This window comes from Caballeronia sp. LZ033 (assembly GCF_031451265.1).
Classification (GTDB): Bacteria; Pseudomonadota; Gammaproteobacteria; order Burkholderiales; family Burkholderiaceae; genus Caballeronia.
On record NZ_JARUXQ010000002.1, the window covers coordinates 874,004 to 898,221 of the forward strand.

At 63.0% G+C, this 24,218-nt stretch carries 31 protein-coding genes; 1 reads left to right on the top strand and 30 read right to left on the bottom strand.

Features of this window, described 5'->3' with window-relative positions; genetic code table 11:
• Nucleotides 1-644: 644 nt before the first annotated feature.
• Genes QCE62_RS19505 through QCE62_RS19530 form a run of 6 tightly spaced genes read right to left on the bottom strand, consistent with a single transcriptional unit; the run spans nt 645 to nt 3,162 of the window.
• Complete coding sequence (locus QCE62_RS19505; protein WP_309921941.1) at nt 645-1,208, bottom strand: lysis system i-spanin subunit Rz; 564 nt, start codon at nt 1,206-1,208, stop codon at nt 645-647.
• A 2-nt stretch (nt 1,209-1,210) separates the two neighbouring features.
• Entirely contained in the window at nt 1,211-1,732 is a 522-nt protein-coding gene (locus tag QCE62_RS19510) for a glycoside hydrolase family protein (protein ID WP_309921944.1), read from the bottom strand.
• Complete coding sequence (locus tag QCE62_RS19515; protein WP_309921947.1) at nt 1,704-1,997, bottom strand: hypothetical protein; 294 nt, start codon at nt 1,995-1,997, stop codon at nt 1,704-1,706. The genes QCE62_RS19510 and QCE62_RS19515 overlap by 29 nt, the downstream gene beginning before the upstream one ends.
• The gene (locus QCE62_RS19520; protein WP_309921950.1) at nt 1,994-2,152 is read right to left on the bottom strand and encodes a DUF3309 family protein; all 159 of its coding nucleotides are present in this window, start codon (nt 2,150-2,152) and stop codon (nt 1,994-1,996) included. Before QCE62_RS19520 ends, QCE62_RS19515 begins: the two co-directional genes overlap by 4 nt.
• Before the next feature lie 54 nt (nt 2,153-2,206).
• Entirely contained in the window at nt 2,207-2,734 is a 528-nt protein-coding gene (locus QCE62_RS19525) for a hypothetical protein (protein ID WP_309921953.1), read from the bottom strand.
• 29 nt (nt 2,735-2,763) lie between these two features.
• Complete coding sequence (locus tag QCE62_RS19530) at nt 2,764-3,162, bottom strand: hypothetical protein (RefSeq protein ID WP_309921955.1); 399 nt, start codon at nt 3,160-3,162, stop codon at nt 2,764-2,766.
• A 112-nt stretch (nt 3,163-3,274) separates the two neighbouring features.
• Between QCE62_RS19530 and QCE62_RS19535 the strand changes: the two genes are divergently transcribed.
• Nucleotides 3,275-4,117 (top strand): methyltransferase domain-containing protein, encoded by an 843-nt coding sequence (locus tag QCE62_RS19535; protein ID WP_309921959.1) that lies wholly within the window; start codon nt 3,275-3,277, stop codon nt 4,115-4,117.
• Between the two features lie 6 nt (nt 4,118-4,123).
• On the opposite strand, the gene QCE62_RS19540 is transcribed toward QCE62_RS19535, so the two are convergent.
• From QCE62_RS19540 to QCE62_RS19655, 24 genes are all read right to left on the bottom strand, one after another.
• A complete protein-coding gene (locus tag QCE62_RS19540; RefSeq protein ID WP_309921961.1) occupies nt 4,124-4,309 on the bottom strand; it encodes a hypothetical protein in 186 nt (61 codons plus the stop codon).
• A gap of 9 nt (nt 4,310-4,318) precedes the next feature.
• On the bottom strand, nt 4,319-5,281 hold the full coding sequence (locus tag QCE62_RS19545; RefSeq protein WP_309921964.1) for a hypothetical protein: 963 nt from the start codon (nt 5,279-5,281) through the stop codon (nt 4,319-4,321).
• Nucleotides 5,282-5,289: 8 nt separating this feature from the next.
• On the bottom strand, nt 5,290-5,886 hold the full coding sequence (locus tag QCE62_RS19550) for a putative phage tail protein (protein WP_309921966.1): 597 nt from the start codon (nt 5,884-5,886) through the stop codon (nt 5,290-5,292).
• A gap of 6 nt (nt 5,887-5,892) precedes the next feature.
• Entirely contained in the window at nt 5,893-7,014 is a 1,122-nt protein-coding gene (locus QCE62_RS19555) for a baseplate J/gp47 family protein (protein WP_309921969.1), read from the bottom strand.
• Between the two features lie 43 nt (nt 7,015-7,057).
• Nucleotides 7,058-7,504: a phage GP46 family protein gene (locus QCE62_RS19560; protein ID WP_309921972.1), complete on the bottom strand. Its 447-nt coding sequence runs from the start codon at nt 7,502-7,504 to the stop codon at nt 7,058-7,060.
• A 3-nt stretch (nt 7,505-7,507) separates the two neighbouring features.
• A complete protein-coding gene (locus tag QCE62_RS19565) occupies nt 7,508-8,059 on the bottom strand; it encodes a phage baseplate assembly protein V (RefSeq protein WP_309921975.1) in 552 nt (183 codons plus the stop codon).
• A 10-nt stretch (nt 8,060-8,069) separates the two neighbouring features.
• On the bottom strand, nt 8,070-9,149 hold the full coding sequence (locus QCE62_RS19570; RefSeq protein ID WP_309921980.1) for a phage baseplate assembly protein: 1,080 nt from the start codon (nt 9,147-9,149) through the stop codon (nt 8,070-8,072).
• A complete protein-coding gene (locus QCE62_RS19575; protein ID WP_309921982.1) occupies nt 9,149-10,756 on the bottom strand; it encodes a phage tail tip lysozyme in 1,608 nt (535 codons plus the stop codon). Before QCE62_RS19575 ends, QCE62_RS19570 begins: the two co-directional genes overlap by 1 nt.
• A gap of 3 nt (nt 10,757-10,759) precedes the next feature.
• Entirely contained in the window at nt 10,760-12,187 is a 1,428-nt protein-coding gene (locus tag QCE62_RS19580; RefSeq protein WP_309921983.1) for a DNA circularization N-terminal domain-containing protein, read from the bottom strand.
• Between the two features lie 163 nt (nt 12,188-12,350).
• Nucleotides 12,351-12,911, bottom strand: a complete 561-nt coding sequence (locus QCE62_RS19585; protein ID WP_309921986.1) for a phage tail assembly protein — start codon at nt 12,909-12,911, stop codon at nt 12,351-12,353.
• A 3-nt stretch (nt 12,912-12,914) separates the two neighbouring features.
• Nucleotides 12,915-13,289 (bottom strand): phage tail tube protein, encoded by a 375-nt coding sequence (locus QCE62_RS19590; protein ID WP_309921988.1) that lies wholly within the window; start codon nt 13,287-13,289, stop codon nt 12,915-12,917.
• A 59-nt stretch (nt 13,290-13,348) separates the two neighbouring features.
• Nucleotides 13,349-14,842, bottom strand: coding sequence for a phage tail sheath subtilisin-like domain-containing protein (locus tag QCE62_RS19595; protein ID WP_309921991.1), 1,494 nt, complete (start codon nt 14,840-14,842; stop codon nt 13,349-13,351).
• Nucleotides 14,839-15,027 carry a DUF2635 domain-containing protein gene (locus tag QCE62_RS19600; RefSeq protein WP_309838727.1) on the bottom strand — a complete coding sequence of 63 codons (189 nt, stop codon included), beginning with the start codon at nt 15,025-15,027 and terminating at the stop codon, nt 14,839-14,841. The genes QCE62_RS19595 and QCE62_RS19600 overlap by 4 nt, the downstream gene beginning before the upstream one ends.
• 9 nt (nt 15,028-15,036) lie before the next feature.
• Complete coding sequence (locus QCE62_RS19605; protein WP_309921994.1) at nt 15,037-15,642, bottom strand: hypothetical protein; 606 nt, start codon at nt 15,640-15,642, stop codon at nt 15,037-15,039.
• A complete protein-coding gene (locus QCE62_RS19610) occupies nt 15,635-15,982 on the bottom strand; it encodes a hypothetical protein (RefSeq protein WP_309921998.1) in 348 nt (115 codons plus the stop codon). Before QCE62_RS19610 ends, QCE62_RS19605 begins: the two co-directional genes overlap by 8 nt.
• A gap of 3 nt (nt 15,983-15,985) precedes the next feature.
• The gene (locus QCE62_RS19615; RefSeq protein WP_309922001.1) at nt 15,986-16,228 is read right to left on the bottom strand and encodes a hypothetical protein; all 243 of its coding nucleotides are present in this window, start codon (nt 16,226-16,228) and stop codon (nt 15,986-15,988) included.
• 8 nt (nt 16,229-16,236) lie between these two features.
• On the bottom strand, nt 16,237-17,283 hold the full coding sequence (locus tag QCE62_RS19620) for a major capsid protein (RefSeq protein ID WP_309922003.1): 1,047 nt from the start codon (nt 17,281-17,283) through the stop codon (nt 16,237-16,239).
• A gap of 78 nt (nt 17,284-17,361) precedes the next feature.
• The gene (locus QCE62_RS19625; RefSeq protein WP_309922006.1) at nt 17,362-17,775 is read right to left on the bottom strand and encodes a head decoration protein; all 414 of its coding nucleotides are present in this window, start codon (nt 17,773-17,775) and stop codon (nt 17,362-17,364) included.
• A gap of 27 nt (nt 17,776-17,802) precedes the next feature.
• The gene (locus QCE62_RS19630) at nt 17,803-18,426 is read right to left on the bottom strand and encodes a hypothetical protein (protein WP_309922010.1); all 624 of its coding nucleotides are present in this window, start codon (nt 18,424-18,426) and stop codon (nt 17,803-17,805) included.
• Nucleotides 18,427-18,451: 25 nt separating this feature from the next.
• Nucleotides 18,452-19,336, bottom strand: a complete 885-nt coding sequence (locus QCE62_RS19635) for a S49 family peptidase (RefSeq protein WP_309922013.1) — start codon at nt 19,334-19,336, stop codon at nt 18,452-18,454.
• Nucleotides 19,333-20,997, bottom strand: coding sequence for a phage portal protein (locus QCE62_RS19640; RefSeq protein WP_309922015.1), 1,665 nt, complete (start codon nt 20,995-20,997; stop codon nt 19,333-19,335). The genes QCE62_RS19635 and QCE62_RS19640 overlap by 4 nt, the downstream gene beginning before the upstream one ends.
• Nucleotides 20,998-21,000: 3 nt before the next feature.
• On the bottom strand, nt 21,001-21,237 hold the full coding sequence (gene gpW, locus QCE62_RS19645; RefSeq protein ID WP_309922018.1) for a gpW family head-tail joining protein: 237 nt from the start codon (nt 21,235-21,237) through the stop codon (nt 21,001-21,003).
• A gap of 56 nt (nt 21,238-21,293) precedes the next feature.
• Nucleotides 21,294-23,474 carry a terminase gpA endonuclease subunit gene (locus QCE62_RS19650; RefSeq protein WP_309922021.1) on the bottom strand — a complete coding sequence of 727 codons (2,181 nt, stop codon included), beginning with the start codon at nt 23,472-23,474 and terminating at the stop codon, nt 21,294-21,296.
• The gene (locus QCE62_RS19655) at nt 23,416-24,021 is read right to left on the bottom strand and encodes a hypothetical protein (RefSeq protein WP_309922023.1); all 606 of its coding nucleotides are present in this window, start codon (nt 24,019-24,021) and stop codon (nt 23,416-23,418) included. The genes QCE62_RS19650 and QCE62_RS19655 overlap by 59 nt, the downstream gene beginning before the upstream one ends.
• Between the last annotated feature and the right edge of the window lie 197 nt (nt 24,022-24,218).

Sequence of the window (24,218 nt, forward strand, 5' to 3'; positions counted from 1 at the left end):
TTTCGTCTTCAAGATGAAGCCCTGTCACCACATCTGCGCCTGCGTGCGCATGTATGAGTCTGCGTGCCCAGCCTCCCAGTCGGCATGCTCCTTCGTCCCTTGAAGGTATGGGTTTTTCGCATACTCGTCTGAGGCAAGGCCACGCGCGTAAGCCGACGATTTCGGCCTACGCGGGACAAGGCTTTTTAGCCTGAGGATGAAAGTTTGCAATGGCATGGACGGTCCCTTCTTCTGTGGTTCGGCAGATTATATCTATCTGAACTTGCCGTCCCCTCTTACTTGTCCTGACCCATCCGGCCCATCCTCCATCCGCAATGCTCGACGCCCGTCTTCAGATCGCGGTCACTCGGTCGAAGGACCGCTGCGACTTCTCCATGATCGACCCTGGCGCAGAGACGGCGGCTTACCCTTGTACCTGACCGACAAGCGAGGAATGCACGTCTCTATCCGACATTCGTCTAATTTTTGTCTATACTATTCGCCAGCTTTAACGTTCTCAGGTGTCTGGTCGCTTCCTCGGAGCCAGACATTTAAGCCGGCGGACCCGCCGGCTTTTTTTTGCTGGTAATTTGTCTCGCGCGGTCGGAACGCGATCGAGGACAGGTCTTTTGTACAGACGCGCGCCAAGCTGTTTCTTGGATGCCTCAGGAAGCGTCGCAGGATCCCGCAATCACTCCCTGCCGCTGGAGGATGCAGACGTAGCGCTGGAGGTAGTCGGCTTTGGCCCGGGCGTCGCTGTCGGCGTCGTCGACGATGCCGAAAAGAGCTGATCCAAACGCTGGTGATAGCTCGGCTGTGCCACCGGCGCCATCGCCCACGCCGCTGGCGCCTGCGCCTGAATCTGCGGCGTTGCCACCGCCTGCGGGGGTGTAAGCGGTGACTGCGACGCGCAGCCGGCGAGCGCCGTCAGCAATAGCAGCGCGGTTCTTCGCGTTGTCGGCTTCATGGGATGCCTTCTCCTGGCTGAGTTGAGAGTCCAGCTGCGCGAGCTGCTCGCCCGCCTCGTTCTGTTTCGCGATCGCCGCGCGCGCCGCGCTCGCGGCCGCGTCCGACACGGCCAGGAGCTTTTGGGCGTTGGCCGCGTTGTCGCGCGCGTGCGCCGCCTGCTCGGCGGACAGCTTTGTCGAGTCGACGGTGTGCAGCGCCGCGCCGCCGATGGCGATGCCGAGCGCGCCCGCGATGATTCCCGTGATGAGGTATGGAGACATGGTCAGTTCCCTCGGCAGGCTTGCGCCTCGAGCTGGCGGCGCGTCACGATGCCGCCGCACCGATTCGCCGTGACCGCGCAGTCCTTGCCGGCCACGAAGCGCCATTTGATGAACTCGGTGCATGCGCCCGGGAAGTCGCGCGCGATGTAGCGCCGGCGCAGCGTCGAGCCCTTGTAGTTCGGCACGCCGATGTTGTAGGCGAGATCCACGACCGCGACCTTCTGGCCGTCCGTCAGCGTGTCGAAGCCCGGCGTGATCGCCTTCACCTCGTCGGCATAGCCTGCGAGGCTGTCGCTGAGCATCGATTTGCACTCAGGCAGCGAGTACGCGCGCATGGCGACATTCGTCTCGCCGAAACAGACCGTCTGGATGTTGTTCGCCAGCCGGTCGTTGTACGGCTTGAGAGACACGCCTTCCTGCGAGGCGGTAAGCGCAACGAGCGCGGCGGCGGCCGCTGCGCCGACCGTCGCCGCGAGGGTCTTTTTGCCCGGGCGCCTACTTGGCTGCTGCGCTTGCGTCGCCATCTGCTTCTCCGGTGGTCGTGTCCGCCTTCGGCGTGGTGGTCGTGTAGCGCGCCGCGATGATCGCCATGCAGCCGATTGCGATCGCGATCGCGAGCCGCCAGCTGTTCGGCAGCAGCGACTTCACCTCTTCAGGAATGCCCGCCCAGAACGCAGTCACGAACGGCGAGGCAAGCGAGATCGCGCCGAGAGCGGCGGCCAGTTGCGTCGACGAGTAGGTGTGGACCTTCGATGCGTCATCGACCAGGCGCAGATTCAGAATGCTCATATGCGCCCCAGCACGACGAGGATGATCACGATGAGCAGCACGAAACCGACGCCGCCGAAGGGGTAATAGCCCCAGCCGGACGACCAACCCCAGCCGGGAAAAGCGCCGATCAGCGCGATGATGAGGACGATGAGGAGGATGGTTCCGAGAGGCATGACTTCTCCTTCGCGCCGAGAGGCGCTAAATGATGTTGCGTAATTCGGAATGGACTATCGGCGGTTGCCGATCCAAGGCTGGGCAGGAAGAGCGGGATGGACGGCGGTTTCAAGCTTCTTGTCGACGGCCTTCGCCGTGCTCGCCGCTTCGTCCGCTTTTGATGCGGCGACGTTCACCTTCTGCTCCACGACTTCGGTCTTCGCGGCTGCTACGGTCGCGGCGGCCGCCGCAGCGCGCGTCTGCTTGATAAGCGCCGCCTGCCGCGCGTCGGTCAGCTTCGCGCGGTCGCCGAGGAACCGCAGCGTGTATTGCGCGACGTCGTGCGTGTCGGTGATCAGCGATCGCAGGTCAGACAGCGCCTGGACGTTCTGCTGATTCTGTTGCTGCAACTGCTGAACCTTGCCTTCGTATTCGGCCACGCAGGCATTGCGCGTCTCGGTACGTACTTCAGGGAAGCGCTTGATGTACGCTGCGCGCTCCTTCGCCCATTCCGCTCGATCAGCCGAAATACCCCACTGGCCGATGAAAAAACCGCCTGCCGCGACGCCCAACAAGCCGCCTATCACGCCGAGCCCCAGCACCCACCACCGCCAATCTCGAAGCCTTGACATCAGCGTTCCTCCGACCTGTTGTTTTCGAGCCGCGCGACTCGATCCTTGAGTTCCTTGACTTCCGCCTCGGCGCGCGCCGCACGCCTCTCGGCCTCGTCTGCTTGCTTCACTGCTGCCCGCATTAGCTCTTCATAGCGGTCGGCACGTTCGATAGCAGCCAGTTCACGCGTCTCGGCGCGCGCCGCGCGCTCCTCTGCCAATGTCGCGAGCTTCTCGAATCGAGAAATGGCCTCAACCTGGCCGTCTGACTCCGCCCTGACAATGCGGGCGTCGCCCTCACTCTCGGCTTGCCGCTTACGGTCGATCTGGCGCCACGCGCGGCCGCCGACCCAGAACGAGCCCGCTCCCGTCAGCGCGGCGGCAACCGCCTTAACGCCTTCAGTCCAGAATTCCGACATCAGTGCTGCCCTCGTAATCTCGCCGGTCTTCCGGGCATGAAAAAACCGCCCGACGGCGGCTGATGCGCTACTATTTCGCGCTGATATAACCCGTGCCTGATCAATAAAATCTATGAGAGACCCGAATAAACAGCTTCTGCAGTTCACCTGCAACATTTGCGGGAATGTCAACGAGGTCGAAAAGTCTCGCCTCACGCGCGAGGAAGCGACTTGCTCTTCATGCGGTTCGACTGTCCGGATGCGCTCAATAGTTCAGGTGCTCACCACTGAACTCTTCGGCAAGAGCATGACGATCGACGAGATTTGGCCACCGCGGCCCGACATCGTCGGCATCGGAATGAGTTGCTGGGAGGTGTACGTTTATCGGCTGATGCACAAGATCCACTATACGAACACCTACTACCATCAGGAGCCGTTTCTCGACATCACAAATATCGATCCTGCCATGGAGGGAACGCTCGACTTCATCGTGTCGACAGACGTCTTCGAACACGTCGCACCGCCCGTCTCTAAGGCCTTCGAGAATGCCCGCCGCCTGCTGAAGGAAGATGGCGTGTTCATCTTGTCGGTGCCGTTTGGCGATGCCGACGCGACGCAACCTGAAACGATCGAATGGTTTCCGAACTTGAATGACTGGCATCTGGAGAATCCAGAAGCAGATAAGTGGATACTGCACAACACCACCATCGATGGAAAGCATGAGGTTTTCGAAGACCTATGCTTTCACGGTGGGCCGGGCACCACTCTTGAGATGCGTCGGTTCGTGAAACACGATCTCATCAGGCAACTGACTGTAGCTGGGTTCAACGACATCACCTTCTACAGCAAGCCGGATTACGCGCATGGAATTCATTGGCCAGAGGGCTGGTCTATGCCGCTTGCGGCGCGCGTGAAGAAGCATCCAAAGCCACTCCTCCCATGGCGCGCCGCTAAGCCGATTGTTCGAGAAGCCTGATCGGCGTCAATCAGGATTCGGGATCAGCCCTTGGATGAAAGGCGACTGCGCATCGAAATACACCTTCCAACGCGGATCACTGGAATCGATCGTTCCTTGATTTGCCCAGACATCCGGGTCCTGCGGACAGCTGAAATAGGAGATGATCGTGGTGTCAGTGTCGTCGGAGAACTGCACGTAGATTGTCGTCATTCAAGTGCCTCAGAAGGTATAGCCGACAGCCGTCGCTTGGTTGGTAAGCGTTCCGCTTCCGATGGTCGCAGTCCGGAAGATGGTCTGTGAAGCGTTGATCGGCACAGTGAACGGATTGTAGATGTAGACACTCGACGCCGCGTTACTGAAGGAATTTCCGCCGATCCCCGAGACGCTTGCTGCGATCGTGCCGTTGATGGCGGTAGACACGGACGACTGAACGAGCATGTTGCCCGTCACAGACGTCGCGTTCGGCGGCACGGCGCCGGCAATCGACAGCGCCGTAGGTGAGGCCGCCTGTGTCGTCGTGTTGAGGATCAGTGACGGGGTAGTTGCAATGCTCCGATCACGTTGAAGCGCGATTCCGAGCAGCTTGCTGCTGGTTGTCGGCCACACACTCACCAGCGCGCTGGCCGTGTATCCGGCCGGCATGTTGGCACCGCCGTACACGCTCGGCGCAACGCTCGATGTCGCGTCGGTCCCAAGCAGCGCGCTCGCACCCGTCACCGGGTTGAAGATCGCATAGAGCGCAACATATCCCGACGTCGGCGCTGATCCGGTGTCCATGCCGCCCGCGCCGTTCGCGGCCAGATTGACGGTCTTGTTGAAGCTGGGCAGGACGTACGTTTGACCGTTGAGCGCCGTTCCGACGACGATCTGGTCAGCGGTGAAAGTCGCTGTCGCCGATGCCGCGGAGACGAGCATCGAAGCGTTGCGCGCCGAGCCGATCACGGGCGCATACATCTTCTGCAACGCGGTGTTGACCTGGTTATAGCTCGTCTTGCTGCGCGCAATGCCAGCTGCGGCAAGGATCGCGCACAACTCTTCCTGAATCATGTTCAGCCACGATCCACGGACGTTCGTCGCAGGCGTTCCTGCGGTCGGATTGCCTTCGGTGAAGTACCCTTCCGAGCCGGACGCTTCGGGCGTCGGCAGCGTAGGCGCCGCTGTTGCATCGTCGATTCGAAACATGTTGCCTCTTATGCGTAAGCGAAGATTGGAATCGTGTGCGCCGGCATGATTGCTCGGAATTCGCACTCAAGTACGTTGTTGCCCCATGCAGCTAGCGGATCACCGGCAGCCATTGCGCCCGCGACCGCGCGCACCACGGTATTCAGCGGCGCCGTGATCTTCCAGGCGAAGTTCCAGTCGTAGCCGCAGCAGGGCTGCCCGGCTTTGAGCATGCCGGCCCGGGCCTGCGTGTACTGCGTGATCGTGACCGTGTAGCCGAGGCTGGCAGCGAATCCGACCAGGTATGGAATCGACGCCCCGCCGAGGTTCGTAAGTCGCGCCACGACCTGCGCGCGCCGCTGCTGTATCGTCGGCGCAGCGCCTGCGCACGCGTCCGGCAGGCCGAGCGTCGCCTCCCATTCGGGCAACAGCTCGTAGGTCGTCGCTGGGAATGCGTCGACCAGCAGATAGTTCGCGCGCGCCGTCTGTCGCTCGTAGCTCGGTGCGAGCCCGGCGATCACCTTCGCCTGGATCGTGTCAGGGTCGCGAGGCCATACGCGCCCGCGCGGCAAAAGCGCCTGCATTGCTGCCAGAAAATCCGCTGCATTGAAGTTCGGTGCAAGCATGTCGCCTCACACGTAATTCACGCCGGCGAGAACCGGCAACTGGCCGGTACCGCTCGTGATGTTGCCGGGATAGGTCGTGGTGGTCGCGCCGACAACACCCTGAACAAGCGTGATGACGAAGCCGCTTGTGCCCGACACCGACGCGATCGCAGATTCGATGTCCGACCTGTTGATCGTTCCCGCGAGCGGGCTTCCGTTCCGGAACAGAACATCGGAAATAGCCGATGAGATCGCCGCGCGCGTGGCCGCCGACGCCCCCAGCAGTCCCGAAAGCGTGAAGGTGAGGCTGTTCGGGACCGGACTGCACGAGTACACGAGGGCTGTCACCGGCTGCTCGTTGATGATGCTGTCTGCGACTACCAACTGATCACCGATCGCGACCGTGCCGCGCGGCGTGCCGCCGGGCCCCTTGTCATATTGGGAACAACCATTGGTGCCTTGCGGGAAGCCGCCATGCGACGCTTCCGCGACATCCCACATCGTGTAGATGACGACAGTGCCGCCGCCGAAGCCGTTCGGCGCGACCCATGCGCGCGTGACGCCAGGCACCGCGAGAGCCCAGCCGATGTAGTCGTTGACGTCGCCGCCCTGCGGCGTGTTCTGATAGGCCGCCAGCATGCGCGTTCGCAGATCGTCGTTATCTTCGACGTCCGAGCCAGAAGCGACGGTAGCCGTGATGGTTCCCGTCGATTGCAGCCCATCCACAGCCGTGCCGAGCGAGACCGTCGTGCCCGGGTCAGCATTTCCAGCTGCCCCCTTGGTGGTCGCAACGATCGTGACGGAAACAAATCCGGTGCCGTCAACGGTCGCCGTCGCGGCGGTCGTGTAGGTCGCGCCGTCGCTGCGCACTACCTGCGTGCCGGCGCTGAGCGGTTTCCCTGTCACGCCCGGGAATGTGGCAGTCAACTGGGCCGCCGTGGCCTGCTTCAGATACACCTTCTTCAGTGCCGCCCATCCCTGAAGATATTCGTCTTCTGCCGTGAACGGGACTGACTGCTTCGCGATCCAGTCCAGGTAGCCCATCTGCAGGTTCGACATCCCTGCCTGAATCTTGCCGATCACCTTCAGGACGGTGAAGCGCAGCAACGCGTCTGCACCTTGCAACGACGAGTTGATGTCGGCCGCCACCTCTGCGATCAGAGTGGAGAGCGTCTTTCGTTGGAATGGCATGTCAGGAGAGCTGTTGCCACGCCCACGCGTACTGAAGCGATACGCTGGGCCCGGCGGGTTGATAGAGCGTGATCTGCGCGCCGAGGAACGTGTCGCGCGTCCATTCCGTCTGAACGTCAATGCTGGCCACTACGCCGTCATCAACGAGCCACTGAAGTGCCTCAGTGATGTAGTCGCGCGCATTGTTGAGCACCTCCTGCGTCTGCTTCGAGCGATCTAGCAACCAGAGCCGTGAGCCGATCGGCGCGTCTTCGCCGGCGTCGCCCCACCATCCGCGCGGGTCGCCGGTTCCGTCTGGGATGACGTCGTCACTATTCGCGACACGGTCAGTGAAGAGGCTCAGCAGCACAGCCGTCTGCAGATCGTTGCCGGTTAGCAGGTCAGGGCCGAGCTGCTGCCAATCGCCCCGGCTATTCGCCACGTCCCAGACTATGGTGATGTCTGACATGCGTTACTCCAGAGTCGTCGGGATGCCTGTGTTGCTCGATCCGGACTGAACGCCGCCGTGAACGTGGGCATTCGCTACCGCTCGCATGCCCGCGACCGTGCGCGTGTTCGTGCCGTAGTTGTCGATGATGTCGCCCGTGCAGCGTAGGATCGGCGTGTCCGCCAGGACGACGGGCGTATTTCTGATCGTCACCTGCTTGCCGCCGCCATCCAGCACCATGCCGTCCTGCGACAAATAGACCTTCTGGCCGGTGTTGTCGTGCACCACCACTTCACCGCTTTTCAGTGCCGTGACGCGAAACTTTGCGTTCGATGTAGCGATGACGATGCCGTTCGTTCGCTCGCCATTGCCAAAAACAATGAGCGCTTCAGAGCCAAGCGGCGGATTCGACGACAGCCCATATTCGACGTAGCGCGGAATGTCGCCGACCGTCTCCAGTGCGTTGATCTTCGCCTGCAGGTACTGCACGGTCCGCGTGTCATCGACGAACGAAATCACCGCGCGGCTCACGAACAGACGAATCCGCCGTGAGAGCGCGTTCAGTGCGTCGAGCATGCAGAGTCCTTTAGGCCGGCGCGATGTCCGGATCGATGCGTTGTAGAACGAGTGGTTCTGGCAAATACGCCTGCCGCGGCGCGAGCAGCAGCTCGGTGTGCGTGCCGTTCTCATCGAGGATGAAGCTGATCTCGGTGATCAGGAGAAGCGTCTTCGCAGGAATCTTCAGCAGCGGCATCGTCACCGGCACCTGATAGTTCAGATACCAGGGCGACCCTTCTGCGTCGGTCCAGCTGTCGACGAGCACGCGGACCTGACGCGACATGCCGTAGGCCCGGGCGACTTGCCAGTCGACGCGGCGCTGTAGGTACGTTCGGTCAGACGCGGGCTGCTCCGACACGATGTATTTCGGGCGCCACCGCTTCACACCCGGATCGCTCGCGGTGTATTCCGGAAGCAGGTTGACACCGATGTCCGTCGCGTTGTTGTAGTTGGTCAGCACGCCGGATACGCTCGAGAATCGCCCCAACGAACTTTTCACCGATACCGCTGATTCGACATTGGCACCCAGTTCGAGACCGGTCGAACCGAGTTCGTCGCCAGCGAGCGCGAGGCAGAGCGAACCGTCCTCGAGCTCGAACGCGAGCACGCCGCTATACCGGCAGCATCGCTCGATGACCTCCCACGGCGTCTCGCTGATCGAGATCAGTTGAAACGGAATCGTAGGCAGATCGTCGATGGTCGCCTGCAGGCTGGAAGAAAGCACCACGTCGATGTCGAATTTATCCACCAGCGATCTACAGACCGCGTCGATCCGACTGTTCGCGAGAATGCGATCGACCGGCGCGCTGCAGTCGATCAGATCCTCACACCGCCCGCGCCCGGTCGCACGGATCAGGTGCTCATGCGGGGTGATGATGTATTCGACGGTGTCGACGTACCCGGTCAACAGCAGGTTGTCCTGATCGATCGCAATCTGGATCGGCACCCCGCCGATCAGCGACGTCTCGTCGACCTCATCGGGGAAGCGCTCGGTCATTTCCAGCACGAAGGCGCCAGTGCAGCTCTCGATCGACCGCGTCACTCGTGCGGCCTTCCACCCGCTGATCGACAAGCCCGCATCCGGAAGTGTCACGACAAGCGAGTTCATCAGTACGTCGCCCCGAGTGCGAATTGGCTGGTTGATCCTGTCGAGCCGCGCTCCACAGTCGATTTCACGTTTGGCGTGCCGGACACCTCGGCGCGCGATCCCTTCGGAAGGTTTCCGAGCTCCACCTTCACGCGAAGCTCGCCGTCCGCGCGGGCCGGCGCTACGTCTTGCGAGGGCGCCGTCTGACCAGGTGCGTTCGCATACAACCCAGCAATACGGTCAGCCGTCGCCGCGCGCGCCGCTGCTTCCGCGTCGGCCGCAGCCGGACGCTCATAAAGCCGCGAGACAACATTGGCCGCTTCACGCGGCGTTCGCGCCATATCCAACTCAGCGCCGGCGCGTTGCTCTCCACCTTGACGAAGCTCGTAGTCAACGAACCCGAGTTGCTGCTCAAGGGTGGAATTTCCAATCCAGTTTCCTGCCCACTTCTGGAATGCTTCTTGTCGATCCTGATGCCACTGCGCAACCCCGTATGCCTTCCCGTTGTCGCCGCTTGCCGCTGGATCAATGCCGCTCTCATGCTGAAGATTCGATGCGATGCCGATGGCTTGAGCATGCGTCCAACCGCGCGATTCAAAAAAGCGCACGGCGGCCGGGACGTTTGCGTTCGGTTCGGCTCCCACCTGAGCATTCGTGCGCGCACCGTTGCCACGCAGGAAATTGCCGAACATCTCCAGCCTGTCGACAGCACGGTCGCCGACATTCGCTGCCGGCGGCGCATCCGGTGAGGACGCAGGCACGTAGCCTTGGCCGTTCCAGCGCGTCGGCACGTATTCCTTCCCATTCAGCCGCGCCACGACGCGCTCCACGCCTTCAAGGAATGTCGTCAAGGCAGGCGCAAGGCCCCCGAGAATGGCCTGCTTCGTCTTGTCGAACTGAGCGTCGAGCCGCGACATCGCTTCCGCATAGTCATTCGCGTGGCGGATGTCGTCTTCCCTCGGCGCTAGGGCCAAGCCGCGCGAGTACCGATCCCGAACGCCGCCCGCGCCCTTGTTCAGCAGATCTTCGAGGCCACCAGCGTCGAGGGCCTCAAACAGCCGATGCCGCGCAAGAGGGCCGTTTCGGTTGTTGACGCTCTCGCCGGCGGCAGCAATCTGTTCGAGCAGACGCTCAGAGCTGAACTGCCCGCGCTCGTCCCGACCGTTGATCCCATACGCCTGGTAGATCATCCGCTTCTGCGGATCACGACCCTGCGTCGACTCGTAATAGCCTCGCGTCACACCTTCGACAGACGATGTCGCCTGGTCGGCGCTGAGTCCCACCGACTTCGCGGCGTTCTGAATGCCGAAGAGTTGGCGCGCGTCGATGCCGAGGGACAGCGACTTGTTGCTGACACCACGGACGGTGTTCGCCCATGCTGATTCAATCGACAGGATCTTCGACGTGACGAGCGCGGCAGCGCCCAATACACCGGCAAACAGCGCGGTGCTGAGCGCGCTTGCGCGAGTCGCGCCTGTGACAAAGCTTTGCACGGCGGACATGCGCTGCGACGAGCGCGACGTACGCATCATCGCCTGATCGATAGCGCGCAGGTTCCGGTTCGCCGATGCGAAGCCGGCGCCGGTCCTGTCGAGCGCAGAGATGACGATCGTCAGGTTATTTGCCATGGATCAGGTCGCGAGTGCTTTAAAGCTTGTCGGAAAGAAAGCCGGGTGTATCGGATCGGCCTGCGCCGTCAATTCGTCTGCTCGCGACGCGTCACGATAGATTCGGTTCGCGAGCACGAGCGACGGCAGCGATGCTTGGAACAGGAAACTGCGAATCGCTGGCAGTCCGGCTCCGCGCTGATTCAGATCCGAAACGACAGCCCTTCGAAGCGAGCAGAGCGCCTCATAGGTCTCGTCGTCGTTCTGATCGCCAGCAATCGACATCTCTGCGTCGATCAGGCCCAGCACTTGACCGCGAACCCGCGCAGCGTCGTCGCTCGACGTCGGTTCGTAGCTCGAGGCCGCCACTGCAACGGTCGCGATTGTGCTGCGGCGGAACAGATCCGCCGAGGCGGACTGCATCGTTGCCATGGCCGTCCCGATCGTCGATGACGTCGTGACGCCGCTCGGGGCGTAGCTCGCCAAGGATGTCAGCAGCCGCATCGAATCAGCGGGGTCAGGAGTTGCCGCGAGCATCGCGCTCGTGACGCCCTGAACAGCAGTCGTGAAGTCATCGATCGACGATGCATCGAGGCTTCGAGCCGCCACATCGAGGTTTGCGGACGCCGTGTCCAGATTCGCGCGCGCCGCGGCCGCGGCTAGCGTGAGACTGGCCACGGTTGCGCCGCTCGTGTCGACTGACGAGCTCGGATACTTGCTGAACGTCGGCACTGTCGCGCTGCCAGCAAACCGGCCGAAATCCCCCGGCAGGTTCGTGAGCAGCCGAAACAGGTTGCGGGCGTCGCCGACCAGATTCTTGGCCGACGTGTACCAGCCGACAGCCGTGTTCACTGCCTCGCCGAGCACCGCGGCTCCGTACGATAGCGCGGTGAGCGCCGTGCTGGCGAAGTTCAGCGCGGCAGCGACGTTCAGGCCGCTCGCGGCACTCTCCACCAGGCTACCGCTTGCGACCGATGATGCGGGGAAGACGCGCGGGCCGCCCTCAATGAAGTCGAACTCGACTTCGAAGTAGCGCCCCTTCTCCCACCGCTCGATCCAGCGGCTGTCCATCAGACTCACATCTCGACGACCATAGGTTGGATGGACGAGCGCGCCGGCTCCTTCCTTCTCGCATGCCGCGATCATAAGATCGCGTTGGGCGATCACATCGTCGCCGACGAGGAACCCGAAAACCCGGAACCGGCGCGTGCCGCGGCCGAGATCTTCGACCCACGGCGTGTCGCGAAGCGGATATTCGTGCGTCTCGTTCCGCCGCCCGAATGCCCCCTCACCACCGAGCGAGACGAATGGCACGCCGCGAAATGACGCGGGCCGCAGCTGATCGAAATACGATCCCGCGGAGCCGCCGAGTCGCGCGGCGAGCGAGCTTGCCAGATTGGAGATGCCCGAGGTCGTGCCGAGCACTGCGCCTGCGCCGCCTCCAATGTTCATGCCTTCGCTCCAATCTGTTGTTTCATGCGTTTGGCCTGGTCAAGCCAGCGCAATGTCTCGGAAACCGTCATGCCGTCGACGTCATTCGGCCCCCAGCGCATGAAATGCGTCAGGTCAGCGAGAACGTCGTCCCATCCGTCAGGCATGGCCGTGACGGCGGCTATCAGTCGTCCGAGTCCGCTGTCCGCCGAAGCTGAAAACCGTTGAAGTAGGCGCACGCGGCCATGAAATCACGCGCCTTGAGCGCGCGCACCGCGTTCTTCGGTGCCTTCGACACGATGCTGATCAGCGCGATGCTCGAAGCGAACGTGCCGCCCGCCGCCGATGCCTTGCGCTTCTGCTGGTTCGTCGGCTCGCTCAGATCGAGGGCCGACACGTTGAGCGGGCTGTCCTCGGTCGTCAGCTTCACCGGCGACTGCAGGGCGAGCAAATACTCGTCGTCGCTCGGCTTAAGGCTGCTGATCGCGTCTTTGCCGAAGGAGCCGATGAAATCTGCCGCTTCGTCGATCTGGCTCGTGTACATCTGGTCGATGACATCGACAGGGACGCAGCTCAGGAGGGCAATCAGCGCAACCTGCAGCCCGTACACGCCCGCCGCACGCTCCGCCGTCTCGTACTCCCCGGCGGTCGGCTCACGAAGCGTGATCGAGTCGACAGTGGTAGCCGCGTCGCCCTTTCCGTATGTGAGCGGCTTTCGCAGTTGGATGGTCTTCGTGTCCGACATCGATCAATTCTCCGTGACCGCGCCTTGCAGTCCTTCCCATTTGACGGTGAACTTCGCCTCCGTCGTGTCGACTTCTTGCGTCTCCACCGTCCACATGTTGCGGCCGATGATCGTCTTGCCGTTCGCCAGTTCGAGCACCACCGTGTTGCTGCGCATCGCATTGAGCGCCGCGAGGCTGATGCCGCCCGAGTCGCGAATCGACGCCGAGATCGACGGCGCCTTCGGCTTCTCGCTGAAGCCGTGCACGGTGTCTTGGCCCGCGAGCGACTCGCGCGTCACGGTCCCGACGTCGTACTTCAGCTCACCCTCGAGCTGATAGTTCACGCCGTCGATCGTGATGTACGCGGTGCCGGCGATGAAATTCGTGTTGTTCGCCATCGTTGGCTCTCCACAAATGAAAAAGCCGCCCGGTCAGGGCGGCGCACAGCGTTGGCAAATTACGTCTGGCTGGTCGACAGGCGGAACTGCGCAAGCAAAGCGAAGATCCGCAGCTGATTGATCAGAGTGCCGGGCCACAACACGTCCACCCGGTTCGGGTTCTGGGCATTTTGCTCGACGATGATCGCCTGCGCGAAGGCGTCGCTGCCCTGGACGTACCCCTCGTACTCCATCGCCTGATACTCGGCGATCTGGTCCGCCTTGATGATGTTCGGCGTCACGATGCCGGCGCCCGGACCGAAGCGGGTCCCGTTCGCGGCGAGCTTCACGCGCGCGTACTTCGACGTCACCAGCGTGCGCAGGCGGCGCAGCACATACGCCAGCAGGAACATCGTCTCGATCTCGAGATAGCTGTTGTCCGGCTGGCCGAAGGCGTTGAGCTGATAGGTCGTGATCAGGTTCTCGATTGCGACCGTGCCGTCTTGGGCAACCGTGAACGTCGAGACTCCGTCGTACAGCAGCGTGTTGCGCTGGCTCAGGTTGAACCGGGACTGCAGCGGGGGCGCGAGTACGCCGGTCAGCGCGACCGTCTGCATGGGAACGCCCGGATCGGCGCGCACGCTGACTGCGGTCACGGCGGCGAGTGCGGCCGCCCATTGCCAGGCCGGCGTCGGCGAGTCATTGAAACCCATGACCGACTCGTGTTGGTTGTTGCGAGCCGTGCCGAAGGTCGTCAGGCTCGCCCACGTGCCGCGATATGCGACGAACACGTGTCCGTACACCTGCTGCTGCCAGCTCCAGCGCCCGGTCGAGTCGTTCAGGAACGCCTTCAGCGCATCGAGCGACGTCGCATCCGTGAACGCGCACGCGATGAAGTCGAAGGGCATGTCCTGCAGATTGCCCAGCGCCGTCGTCAACATCGGATTCGTCGCGCCGCCAGCCATCGCGGTGATCGTCGCGGCGAGGCCCGTCGGCAGCGCTTCGCCAGCCGGCGTGCCCTGATAGTTGAAGCGGATGTCGATGTCGTTGCCGACGAGGCCCTTGTTGTCCGCGGTCAGCGTGACGGTGCTCGTCGCTGCGCTCGCGGTAACCGGCATGGCGGGAATCAGGTTGATGGCCGCCGCGACTGCGGTCGCGATCTGCGCCGTCGTCTGGCCAGCAGTCACCAACACCGTGACCAGTTGGCCCGCGATGTACAGCGAGATGGTTCCGTTCGCCGTCGGCGCTGCCGTGAAGGCGATCGTCCCGGTCGCCGCCGTGGCGCCGGCTGCATCCTGAACCGGCAGATACCAGACCTCGCCGAACTGGTCGTTCTGGCGATACGCCGCGGTCATGAGAGCCAGCACCGAGTTCGCGCCCGCCTGCACGTTGGCGTCACCGGTGCCCGACGAGATGAGCGGCACGTTCGGCGTCGCCGCGCCCGCCGACGTCATCGGCCCGATGATCAGCGCGCGCTGATTCGCCACCGCCGAATTCGCATGCGAATTGTCGATCTCGGCGTAGAACAGCGGCGTGCGGATGTTCTGCGGGATCTGCTTGAACGGGATGGTCATTCTGCGTCACTCCCCGACTGCTTCGGTGCGGGCAGAGCCGCGTTGTCCGCGAGAACGACGTCGCCGTCATTGAGCACGCGGGTCCAGAAGATGTCGCCGTCGGGCACTTCGATGCCTTCGGACGGCAGCAATTGCTTCGTGACCGGATGCCGCACACTGAGGCCCGGTGCAGGTTTGACGATCATTCGTCGCTCCTATTGAGGATATTGAACTGTCACCGCGCCTTCAGCGCGGCCGTCGGGGCCCTGCGTGCGCGGGGCCGGCGTGACGGCATCTGGGAATGGCGGGTTTGAATAGGTGCCGTTCGGATCGGCGACGTTCACGAGGTCCGCCGTCAGGTCCATCTCAAGCAACTGCGTGTTGATGTCGGGCACGAACGTTTCCATCATCTCGATTCCGAGAAGGATGGAGAGCCCGGCGATGTGCGACGCTCCGTCGGCACTCACTTCGGTTTCTGTGTCACAGAACGGAAAGTTCTGCGCACGGCTCCTCAGCGGGATGCTCTTGAATATCGCCGCCTCGATCTCGGCGCCGAGCGTCTCGATCGCCAACATCGCAGCGGGGCCGGAGTTCGCCTGCAGCTCCGCCTTGATTTCGAACGCAGCGATCGTCGTGAACGACGTCTGCCCGTTTCTCCCGTTCGATTCCTTGCGCTCCTTCGCCTGCCGCATCTTGATCGCTGGCAGCTTCTGCGCCGGCACGTTCCAGTCGCCCGGCGAATACACCGTGACGCTTGGGATCGTCTGCAAGATCGAGAGAAGCACGGCGCGAAGTTCCGCGCGGCCAGTCGGGTCAGGCATCGGTTTGTCCTGGAACGTTGAGCATCAGCCGGCCGCCGCCGTGGCCATCGAGATGGACCTCGCGCACCTGCCACTGCTCGCCCGTCTTGTTGATCATCAGCGTGTCGTACTGCTGCGGCTCAATGCCAACCAGCTGGAACTGGGATACCTGGATTCCGACAGTCGGCTGCTGCGTGACGACTGTTTCGCCCGTCGTCACGTCGACGCCGAAGAACGCCTTGTCGTAAATCCCGACGATCTGGAACGAACCGCCGACGGCTGGCATGTACGTGATGGCCGTGCCGAATTGCTTGGTCAGCGGGCCGAGAATCTTGCCGTCGACGATGTCGTCCCAGTCCATCGGTCACTCCGTATGGTTGATCGACACCTGGCCGCCGGTGATCTGCGCACCCTCCAACTGCACTTCCTCGACCTTTTCGGGCACGAGATAGCCGAGCTCGCGCAAGCGCTTCACCTCGGACTCCGGCAGCTTCACCTTCTGACCGGCGGTGCGGACGACGTCGACAACCTCGTCACCGGACTTCACCCGGTCATGGATCGAGCGGTTGCGGGCAACGACGGCTTCGATGATTTTTTCGGTAGCCATCAGTCACCTCACGCCACGGTTGCCGCGAGCGCGGCATTCACGCGGCTCGGGATGATGATCGGAGCCGATTGCATCATCAGGAAGCGCTGCGCCGGGTCTTCCTTCACCCAGGTCTTCGGCGCGAACGGCAGCGACGCGTAGTTGAACTGCGGGTCGATGATCATGCCGAAAGCGCGCGTGCCGTCGAGGTCCGGGCCCGTCATGATCAGCGTGCCGTCCGGGATCATCGGCTGCTCGACGTTGTTGTCGTCGACGAACCAGTCGTTGTAGAGCCAGAGCTTGTACTGCCCCCAGATGCCCTTCGACACGGCGCCCTTCTGGATCTGCGGGCCGACGTTCACGACGTTGCCGTTTTCGCCGAGCGTCGGGTAGTAGATCGCGCCCTTGAGAAGCGGATCGAGTTTGAAGCCGTTCCATGCCTTCGGCGTGAAGATGATGTCCGTGACGCCAGCGCCCGACGACTTCAAGACCTGGGTTTGCCACGCCTCGATGTTGGCCGTCGGATTGGCCGTGCCGGCCGTGATGTTCGCCGCCGTCCACTGCGCGCCGCCCGTCAGAGCGATTGTCAGCGAGCCGTCTCGGCCGAAATCGATCACGGTGGTCGGGAAACCTTCGCCCGAGACGGTGAGCGTACCGGTGACGAGCACTTGCGCGGCCATCCATTCCAGACGTCGCGTGAGCATGTCGATCTGGTCTTCGATCTCGAACGCGATGTTCTGGGCTTCGCGCTCTTCCGGCTCCATGTCACCGCCGATGCGCTCGCCGATCATGCGGCGGACCGGCTTGCGCAGATCCGGCGCGCGCTTGTCCTTGATGTACGGCGGCTTGAACGTGTTCGTCTGGTAGCGGCGGCTCTCGACGAGCTTGCCTTCCACCAGCGGCGAGCAGAACGGCGACATCCGGCGCTTGCCGACGTCCACGTCGATTGCCACGAATTCCGTGTCCGACATGATCATGTTCGGGAAGAACCGATCCAGCATCCAGCTCTGCGCCGTTTTGAGGTTTCGAACGACTTTGATCAGGGCGATCGTGTCGTAATTCAGGTTTCCGGGCATTGCTCTCTCCGAGTGTGTGGCCCAAATGAAAAAGCCCCGCTCATTGGCGGGGCCTTCGCATCAGTTCAGTTGAGGGTTTCAGCTCGGGTCAGCAGCCGTGACCGAGGACTTGAGGTGGACGCCGAGCGGGCGCAGCGCGTCCCGGGCGGCGGTTGCCGTGATGCCGGTACCGAGGGTGACCGCGTTGACGTTGAATTCGCCTTCGAGATACACGCCCGCGATCACGTCGCCTGCGCTGCCGTCAGCGTTGTCGGCGAGGATCGCGGTCGGCGTCTGGCTGCCATCGGACGAGGCCGAGAGCGCGGCCGTGTACTTGCCGCTGGCCGTGATCTTGCCGAGCACCGTGCCGCGCACGAACGGGCCGCCGGTGATCGTCACATTGCGAGTGACAAGCTGCTTCGGGCCTGCGATCAGTTGATCGGGTACGAAGGTCTGGGCGGATGCCGACGGAACCTGCGGGTTCTCCCCGACAGTGGTAGGAATCAATGCCATCTGAATTTCTCCGGGTGTGGGGAGGGGTTACTGAACGCCGTGGCGCCGCTTGCTCGCCGCGAGGATTCGATCGGCGGCGTCCGGCTCGGCGGCTGCCGGCGCGGAATTGCCAGAGTTTGCGGGACGGGAGCGTGCCATGCGCTCGTCGAGCGACGGCGTGCGCGCAGCGGGGGCGGCCGCGGCTGCCTGCTCCGGCTGACCGTACGACAGTGCATTGATCGCTTCGCGCGCGCTCATGCTCGTGTCGAACGCGAACGCGCAGGCTTGCTTCACCATGCCGCGCTTCATGCCTTCTGCGACGATGGCGGCACAGCGCACGCGCTCGCGCTGGCGCGCGCCCTGCGCACGGCCGGCGCGCTTGCCATCTTCCTTGTCGTCCTTGTCGTCGGCTTCAGCGTCGGCGTCATCATCGTCCTGCTCGGCGCGCCGCGCCTCCTTGTCCTTCTCTTCCTGCTCGGCCTTCTTGGCCTTGTCTTTCTCGTCCTGATCTTCCATGCGCTTGGCATAGTCGTCATCGGACTCGCCTTCGCGCTGCTTGCGATCCTCGTCTTCTTCCGCGCGGGCCGCCGCGCTCGGCGACGATGCGGACGCGCTCTGCAGCCCGAGGTAATGGGCGAACGGCATCGCGCTCGCGATCTTCGAGAGCTTCATTTGATAGCTTCCCTTGAGTAGAAATTTAAGACCGGATCGTCTGGATCAGGGCTCGAAACGCGGCATCGGGCGCCGCCACTTCATCCGCCAGTCCGAGAGCGACACCCTTGTCACCCATGAACGTGGCGGCTTGCGTATCGCGCACCGTGGCGGCCGCGATATTCCGGTTGCGAGCGACTGTTTCGACGAACAGCTCGCCCATCGTGTTGATGTCAGCCTGGAATCGCGCCAGAGCGTCCGGCGCCAGCGGGACTTCGGAATGACCATCGGCCTTGAAATCGCCGTAGGTGATGAAGGTCACCTTCATGCCGGCTTTCGACAGCGCCTCGGACAGGTCGACGTGAGCGCAGATGACGCCGATGCTCCCGACGCCACCGGTGCGCGGCACGATGATTCGGTCCGCGGCGCTCGCGAGCGCGTACGCCGCGCTGTAAGCCGACTCATTGAGAATCGACCACATCGGCTTCACGCCGCGCGCACTGTGGATCATGTCCACCAGGTCGAAGCAGCCAGCCACCTCGCCTCCGGGGGAGTCGATGTCGAATGCCACGGCGCGCACATCGGGATCGTCGAGCGCCATCAGCAGGTTCTGGCGGATGCCGTCGTAACCCGTCATGCCGCTGTACGGGCGCAGCGATCCGAGTTTCTGCACCAGCGTGCCCTGCACTTCGATGAGGGCGACGCCGCCGACGTTGTCGTACCCCGCGCGCGGCGTGCGACCCGGCTCAGCGAAGCCGTATTCGTCGTCGTCCATCGCCACCGGAACAAGCCCGGCGCCATCCAGCCGCACCATGCCGCCGATGCCAAGCCGGTCCGCCAGCGCCGCGACGACGATCTCCGCCTTACGAGGATGGATGGCGACGGGCGTGTTGAACATGCGCGTCGCCAGCCGTGGGAGAAGGTTGTTCATTGCGCCTTGGGTTCCTGTGTGACCTCGTCCGCCGTCGCGTCATCCCTGAGCGTCGACGGAAGAGGAATGCCGCGATCCCTGATGTACTGGATCTCGACCGCACGCTGGTCGATGTTGTCGCGCCAGTCGTTGCCCGACAATTGCGCCGACTCGTCTTCCAGCGTCGAAAGGCCGGACTCAATACCGAGCGCCGCGCCTTGGCGTTCCTTCATCGGATCGACATATCCGCGGCCCGGACCGATCCACCATGCCCTCGTGTACGCCGCGCGCGCCATGGCGAACTCGGGAGCGCCCGCTGGCAGCGGAAGCTCACCGAGGTCCATCATTTCTTCGACCATGGCACACAGAATGGGCTGCCCGAATCCGCGACCGAAGTCGCTGCGGCGCCGATCGAACGTCTTCCATGCTTCGAGCGCTGCCGCCCGATACGAGCTGTAATTGACGTCCGCCCAGTTCTGCGTGATTTGCTGCGCCGACATGCCTGTGCCCGCAGCGACATTGCGCAGCATGGCGTTTTCGAACTCGGCGAAGTTGCCTGCCGGGCGCGTCGCCGAAACGGTGTTGATCTGCTCCCCGGGGAACAGTATCGGCAGCCGCGCGCCGCCGAGGCGCAGGTCGGTCTTGTCGTGAAAATCGACCCGCGCGTCCTGATAGCCGTTATAGACGTCGGCCGCGTCTTCTTCTCCGTCGCCAAGCGCTTCCGTGACAAGTTGCTTGTCAAACGGGCTGGTGACGTACGCGCCGAAAATCGCGTTGATGATCGCCGCGTCGAGCTCCGTGCCGTCGTATTTGATCAGCATTTTCAGCCGCTGCAGCACCGGCGTGAGGATGCCCGCGCCGCCGCGGTGCTGGCTCGCGCGGTCGAAGTCGTAATCGTGGACGACGACCGGGCGACCCCAATCCGTCTCGGCGGCAATGCGCTCCCAACTGACCTGTTTGTTTCCGCTGAACCAGTCGCCCTGATGCGCCTTTCGGATGTGGTACGCGACGGGCGCACCGTATTCGTCCACCTCGACGCCACCACGCATCGTCTGATTGTCGAAGTTCTGCTGCGGGTTCGACAGGCGGTCCGGATCGATCAGCTGCAAGACGGTCGCGTAACGCGCGCCGCGTGGCAGACGCTCAGGCATCCATTGCAGGATCGCAAGCGCGTCGCCGTCGACGATCTTGTGGCGGAACGCCAGCCGCATCATCTGCGGGATCGTCAGCTTGCGCTGTGCGTCGCAGAAGTGCGCCGGGTCTTCTGACCAGTTGCGCCACCCCGCCTCGAGTGCGCGCCCGAATTCGTCCGCCCACATATGGTCGAACTTCTTGTTGCCGGTCATCGCAGCGAGGGCACGATGATCGACCTTCGAGATCGGGCGGAAGTCCGCGCCGATGACGTTGTCGAGCGTGCGCGTGACCGCCGCCGACGCCCAGCCGTCGTTCCGCACCAAGTCGCGCACGCGCGAGACAATGCGGTCCCGGTACGGATTGAGCTCGCCGTCAGGCGACCACAGCACTGGATTCCACTCGCGCATGTGCTGGCCGTACATGTCGGCCGCATCGTAGGCGCTGTGCCCGCCGTAGCTGTTATAGCTGCCGTTAAGCGCGAGCGCACGGCTCTTGCGTTCCGGCAGCGGTTTCCCGTCCGGACCGAGAAGCTGTACGTTCGATTCCATGCGTCATCGCCTGGTGAAAGTGATTCGGTTTGCCCTGCGGGGCGAGTCGACAACGCCGAGCTGCGCCTGCATGAGTTGGATCGCCGCCGACAGATCCGCGAGGTTCGCCCGCGTGTACGTCACCGACCGCGTGCCGTCGCCCTGCGTGTACGAATAAGACTCGCCCTGCGCGCCGCTCATCAGCTGGATGTAGATCTGCTGAGCCTGCTCGAGCGACTGGCGCAAGGCGGTCTGATCCATGCCGGCCAGCAAACTGCGGCTTGGGTCAAAGCGTCGCAAAATGTCTCTCCTATGCTTCAGCCGGCGAGCCGCCGAATCCGAGAGCGTTTCTCAGGTTGTGCCTGCTTGATGACCGGTCCGTCTGGCCGTGCGGGCCGCGTCGCGGTTACGACGTCGAGCTCTACTTCCTCGCGCGCCGCCGGCGTCGCTGGCTCTAGATCGCTCAGATCGGCCTGCACGGATTCGACGCGCCGATTCAGCTTCAGGCCCATATGAAGCAGCCCGCACAATGCCGCGTAGCCGTAGACTCGGCAGTCGAGCGCTTCATTGGCCTTGCCGCGCGGCAATTCCCAAACTCGATACGTCTGTCCACCGGACGTCTTCGTGATCAGGCGCTCGGCAATCAACTGCCCGAAGTAGTTGATGTCGCGATCACTCGGGAAGTGCATGTAGCCCGGGGGATACGTGTACGTTCCGAACGACTCCTCCGGCTCGCCGCGCAGCCGGTCTCTGATCACATCCTTCGCCGCGTTCACACCGATGGTGATCGGGGTGAATGCCGACCTGTTTCGCGCGGACGGGCGCTTCGTCGGCCATATAGGCGAGCGTTTGCCGTTTCGCGCCGGCTCGCCGCGAATTGCCCAGATTTTCCGGCCGAGACGCGCCTTCGCGAACTCGTACACCTTCTGGGTGTGGTGACCACCGGAGTCGATGCACGCCGCTGAAACGACGAAGCCGCGACCATCAGAGCGAGTCCAAACGCGCTTCAGGTAAGCGTCCACGCGCCGCCATATCTCGGGCCCCTCGGGATCCCCCTCGAACACACTGTGATCGATCGACCAGCTTTCCTCATTGCGTCCCCAGCCGATCACCTCGACTTCGATGCGATCGTCCTGGGTGTCCAGGCCGGCCGTGAGAATGCCGACGCCTTCCGGTACCTCGGCCGCCCAGACTTCGGTGCGCGCCGCCAGCGCATCAGCGCTCAAGCCCTTGCCGACATGCCGCTTATACGGCATCCCCATCTGCGTGTTCCACCACGCCTGCAGTTGCTCTTCGTCGCCCTGCGCCGCAATCCACTTCGCCGCAATGTCCGACGGCTTATCCTTGCTCCACGGGCTGTACAGCTTCGAAGCTTGAAAGCCGGCGTGTTCGCTGTCGATACCACGCTCGCCGCACTCGGGGCAGTGCGCGTAGTAGACGGCGTGTCGGTCACTTTCCGACCACGTCCATACCGAATCCACAGCCGTGGCGTCGTTCTGCTGCCACGCAATGTCATAGTTCTTCAGCGGCACATGTCGATGCCCGCAGCATTCAAATGGTCTCGTCTGATGCCACCGGCACGTCTCAAGCGCGCGCAGGCGTTCGCCTTCCGACCACTGAGCGCCGCAGCACTCGCAATGGATGCGCGCGGTCTTCGTACGATGGTTCGTCGTGACGCCACGGCCGTCTTTGTCCTTATCCCACTGGACGTGCTTGAAGAAATCCAGGAACTGACGGTGACCGCAATGCGGGCAAGCGACCGATACCCGGCGCTGGTCCGAATCGTTGTATGACTTCTCGATCCGGCTCTCGTCGGTGTACGTCGGAGAGCATGCGCGTACCGACAGCCAGTTCACACCGAACGAGGCGGTCCGTTCCTCGGCGATGAAGATCGAGTCGCCTTCCTTCAGCGGCGGATACTTGTCGATCTCGTCCGCAAGAATGACGCGGATCGGCCGGCGCGCGAGGTTGTCAGGGCTACCCGCGCTCACCAGCGCGAGAAATCCACCCGGGAACGCCTTGTAGCCGAGCGTGTCCTCGCTGCTACGGGTCTTTCCGCTCGCAATCAGCTCGCGCAGAACCGGCGTGCTGCGGATCAGCGGCGCAATGCGCTCTTTGCTGAACTGCTCGGCAGCTTCGTCTTTCGGCTGGATCAGCAGAATCGGGCAGGCATCGAGATGCGCGAAATACCCGAAGATGTTCTCCAGCAAGGCGGTCTTGAGCATCTGCGTGCTCACCATCGCCGTGATGATGTGAATGCCCGGCTCAGTGACGGCCAGCATCGGCCCGCGCGCGACCTCCACGGTCGACGTCGACCAGTCACCGGAGGTACTGCCGGCTTCCTTGGCCAGCTTCCGGAACTTGTCCGCCCAGTCGGGAACGCTGACGCGCGGTGGCGGCGTCCAGCCACGGCGGAAGTCGCGGCGCAGCAACGCGGCTTTATCGAGGCTCGAAAACTCCTTCTGGCTCACCGAGGGATGAGATTTGTTTGTGGACATGCGAATTCAAAACCTCGGTAACGCGATCGGCCTCCAACCCTAGATCCGCGGCAATCTTCGGCCCAACACGAGCGGGCCAGTTCATCCAGGCATCGCGCGCCGCGCGCGCCTCTTCGAACAACACGGTGCGAGCGATGTCTATGGCAACGAGAAGCTTCGACTTTTCTTCGTACTCGAGCTGCTTGAGCAGAGCGTTGAAGTTCTCCTTGATGCGGATGGCTTCTGCCAGGTCATGCTCGGCGCCGAGCGCGGCAATGACCTTTGCGGCCGCTTGCGCTGGAGTGTCCGTGTCGGTGACTTCTCCGAGAGTGCGGACATTCTTCGAGGTGCGGACACTTGGTGCGGACACTTTCGGAATGTCCGCAGTGTCCGCACTCGGTTTGCTGCTGCGAATCGGCCGCCGCCAGCCGCCGTTCACAAGAGCGGGATCTAGCCGCCCGTCCCCGTCTGGCTTGAGTTTGCCGGATGCGACCGCGCGCCGTACCTGCTTCTCATCGCAGCCGGCCAGCTTGGCAAACTCGCGTTGCGTGACGAAGGGTGCGGACACTTTTTAGAATCTCATCGCTGGGGAAACCTCGGGCGCGCGCAGTGCCCCCGAAGCAGAAGGGCGCTGGAGGGACCCATTACATTCCTTTCGTCCCGATTGTCATTTCTACTTGATATATCAGTCATTCTTGCCGAAAACCATGGAGTTTTGCAAATTTTGCAACTCCGGGTTCGTTGCGCACCAGTCCATTGCATCGT

Coding starts and splice junctions, on each gene's coding strand:
- QCE62_RS19550 (WP_309921966.1), bottom strand. CDS start 5,886: ATGCTTGCACCGAACTTCAATGCAGCGGATTTTCTGGCAGCAATGCAG.
- QCE62_RS19605 (WP_309921994.1), bottom strand. CDS start 15,642: ATGCCTGACCCGACTGGCCGCGCGGAACTTCGCGCCGTGCTTCTCTCG.
- QCE62_RS19625 (WP_309922006.1), bottom strand. CDS start 17,775: ATGGCATTGATTCCTACCACTGTCGGGGAGAACCCGCAGGTTCCGTCG.
- QCE62_RS19595 (WP_309921991.1), bottom strand. CDS start 14,842: ATGACCATCCCGTTCAAGCAGATCCCGCAGAACATCCGCACGCCGCTG.
- QCE62_RS19640 (WP_309922015.1), bottom strand. CDS start 20,997: ATGGAATCGAACGTACAGCTTCTCGGTCCGGACGGGAAACCGCTGCCG.
- QCE62_RS19535 (WP_309921959.1), top strand. CDS start 3,275: ATGAGAGACCCGAATAAACAGCTTCTGCAGTTCACCTGCAACATTTGC.
- QCE62_RS19520 (WP_309921950.1), bottom strand. CDS start 2,152: ATGCCTCTCGGAACCATCCTCCTCATCGTCCTCATCATCGCGCTGATC.
- QCE62_RS19540 (WP_309921961.1), bottom strand. CDS start 4,309: ATGACGACAATCTACGTGCAGTTCTCCGACGACACTGACACCACGATC.
- gpW (WP_309922018.1), bottom strand. CDS start 21,237: ATGGATCAGACCGCCTTGCGCCAGTCGCTCGAGCAGGCTCAGCAGATC.
- QCE62_RS19585 (WP_309921986.1), bottom strand. CDS start 12,911: ATGTCGGACACGAAGACCATCCAACTGCGAAAGCCGCTCACATACGGA.
- QCE62_RS19635 (WP_309922013.1), bottom strand. CDS start 19,336: ATGAACAACCTTCTCCCACGGCTGGCGACGCGCATGTTCAACACGCCC.
- QCE62_RS19630 (WP_309922010.1), bottom strand. CDS start 18,426: ATGAAGCTCTCGAAGATCGCGAGCGCGATGCCGTTCGCCCATTACCTC.
- QCE62_RS19505 (WP_309921941.1), bottom strand. CDS start 1,208: ATGTCTCCATACCTCATCACGGGAATCATCGCGGGCGCGCTCGGCATC.
- QCE62_RS19510 (WP_309921944.1), bottom strand. CDS start 1,732: ATGGCGACGCAAGCGCAGCAGCCAAGTAGGCGCCCGGGCAAAAAGACC.
- QCE62_RS19545 (WP_309921964.1), bottom strand. CDS start 5,281: ATGTTTCGAATCGACGATGCAACAGCGGCGCCTACGCTGCCGACGCCC.
- QCE62_RS19620 (WP_309922003.1), bottom strand. CDS start 17,283: ATGCCCGGAAACCTGAATTACGACACGATCGCCCTGATCAAAGTCGTT.
- QCE62_RS19560 (WP_309921972.1), bottom strand. CDS start 7,504: ATGTCAGACATCACCATAGTCTGGGACGTGGCGAATAGCCGGGGCGAT.
- QCE62_RS19600 (WP_309838727.1), bottom strand. CDS start 15,027: ATGATCGTCAAACCTGCACCGGGCCTCAGTGTGCGGCATCCGGTCACG.
- QCE62_RS19580 (WP_309921983.1), bottom strand. CDS start 12,187: ATGAACATTGGAGGCGGCGCAGGCGCAGTGCTCGGCACGACCTCGGGC.
- QCE62_RS19565 (WP_309921975.1), bottom strand. CDS start 8,059: ATGCTCGACGCACTGAACGCGCTCTCACGGCGGATTCGTCTGTTCGTG.
- QCE62_RS19515 (WP_309921947.1), bottom strand. CDS start 1,997: ATGAGCATTCTGAATCTGCGCCTGGTCGATGACGCATCGAAGGTCCAC.
- QCE62_RS19615 (WP_309922001.1), bottom strand. CDS start 16,228: ATGGCTACCGAAAAAATCATCGAAGCCGTCGTTGCCCGCAACCGCTCG.
- QCE62_RS19610 (WP_309921998.1), bottom strand. CDS start 15,982: ATGGACTGGGACGACATCGTCGACGGCAAGATTCTCGGCCCGCTGACC.
- QCE62_RS19530 (WP_309921955.1), bottom strand. CDS start 3,162: ATGTCGGAATTCTGGACTGAAGGCGTTAAGGCGGTTGCCGCCGCGCTG.
- QCE62_RS19590 (WP_309921988.1), bottom strand. CDS start 13,289: ATGGCGAACAACACGAATTTCATCGCCGGCACCGCGTACATCACGATC.
- QCE62_RS19575 (WP_309921982.1), bottom strand. CDS start 10,756: ATGGCAAATAACCTGACGATCGTCATCTCTGCGCTCGACAGGACCGGC.
- QCE62_RS19650 (WP_309922021.1), bottom strand. CDS start 23,474: ATGTCCACAAACAAATCTCATCCCTCGGTGAGCCAGAAGGAGTTTTCG.
- QCE62_RS19570 (WP_309921980.1), bottom strand. CDS start 9,149: ATGAACTCGCTTGTCGTGACACTTCCGGATGCGGGCTTGTCGATCAGC.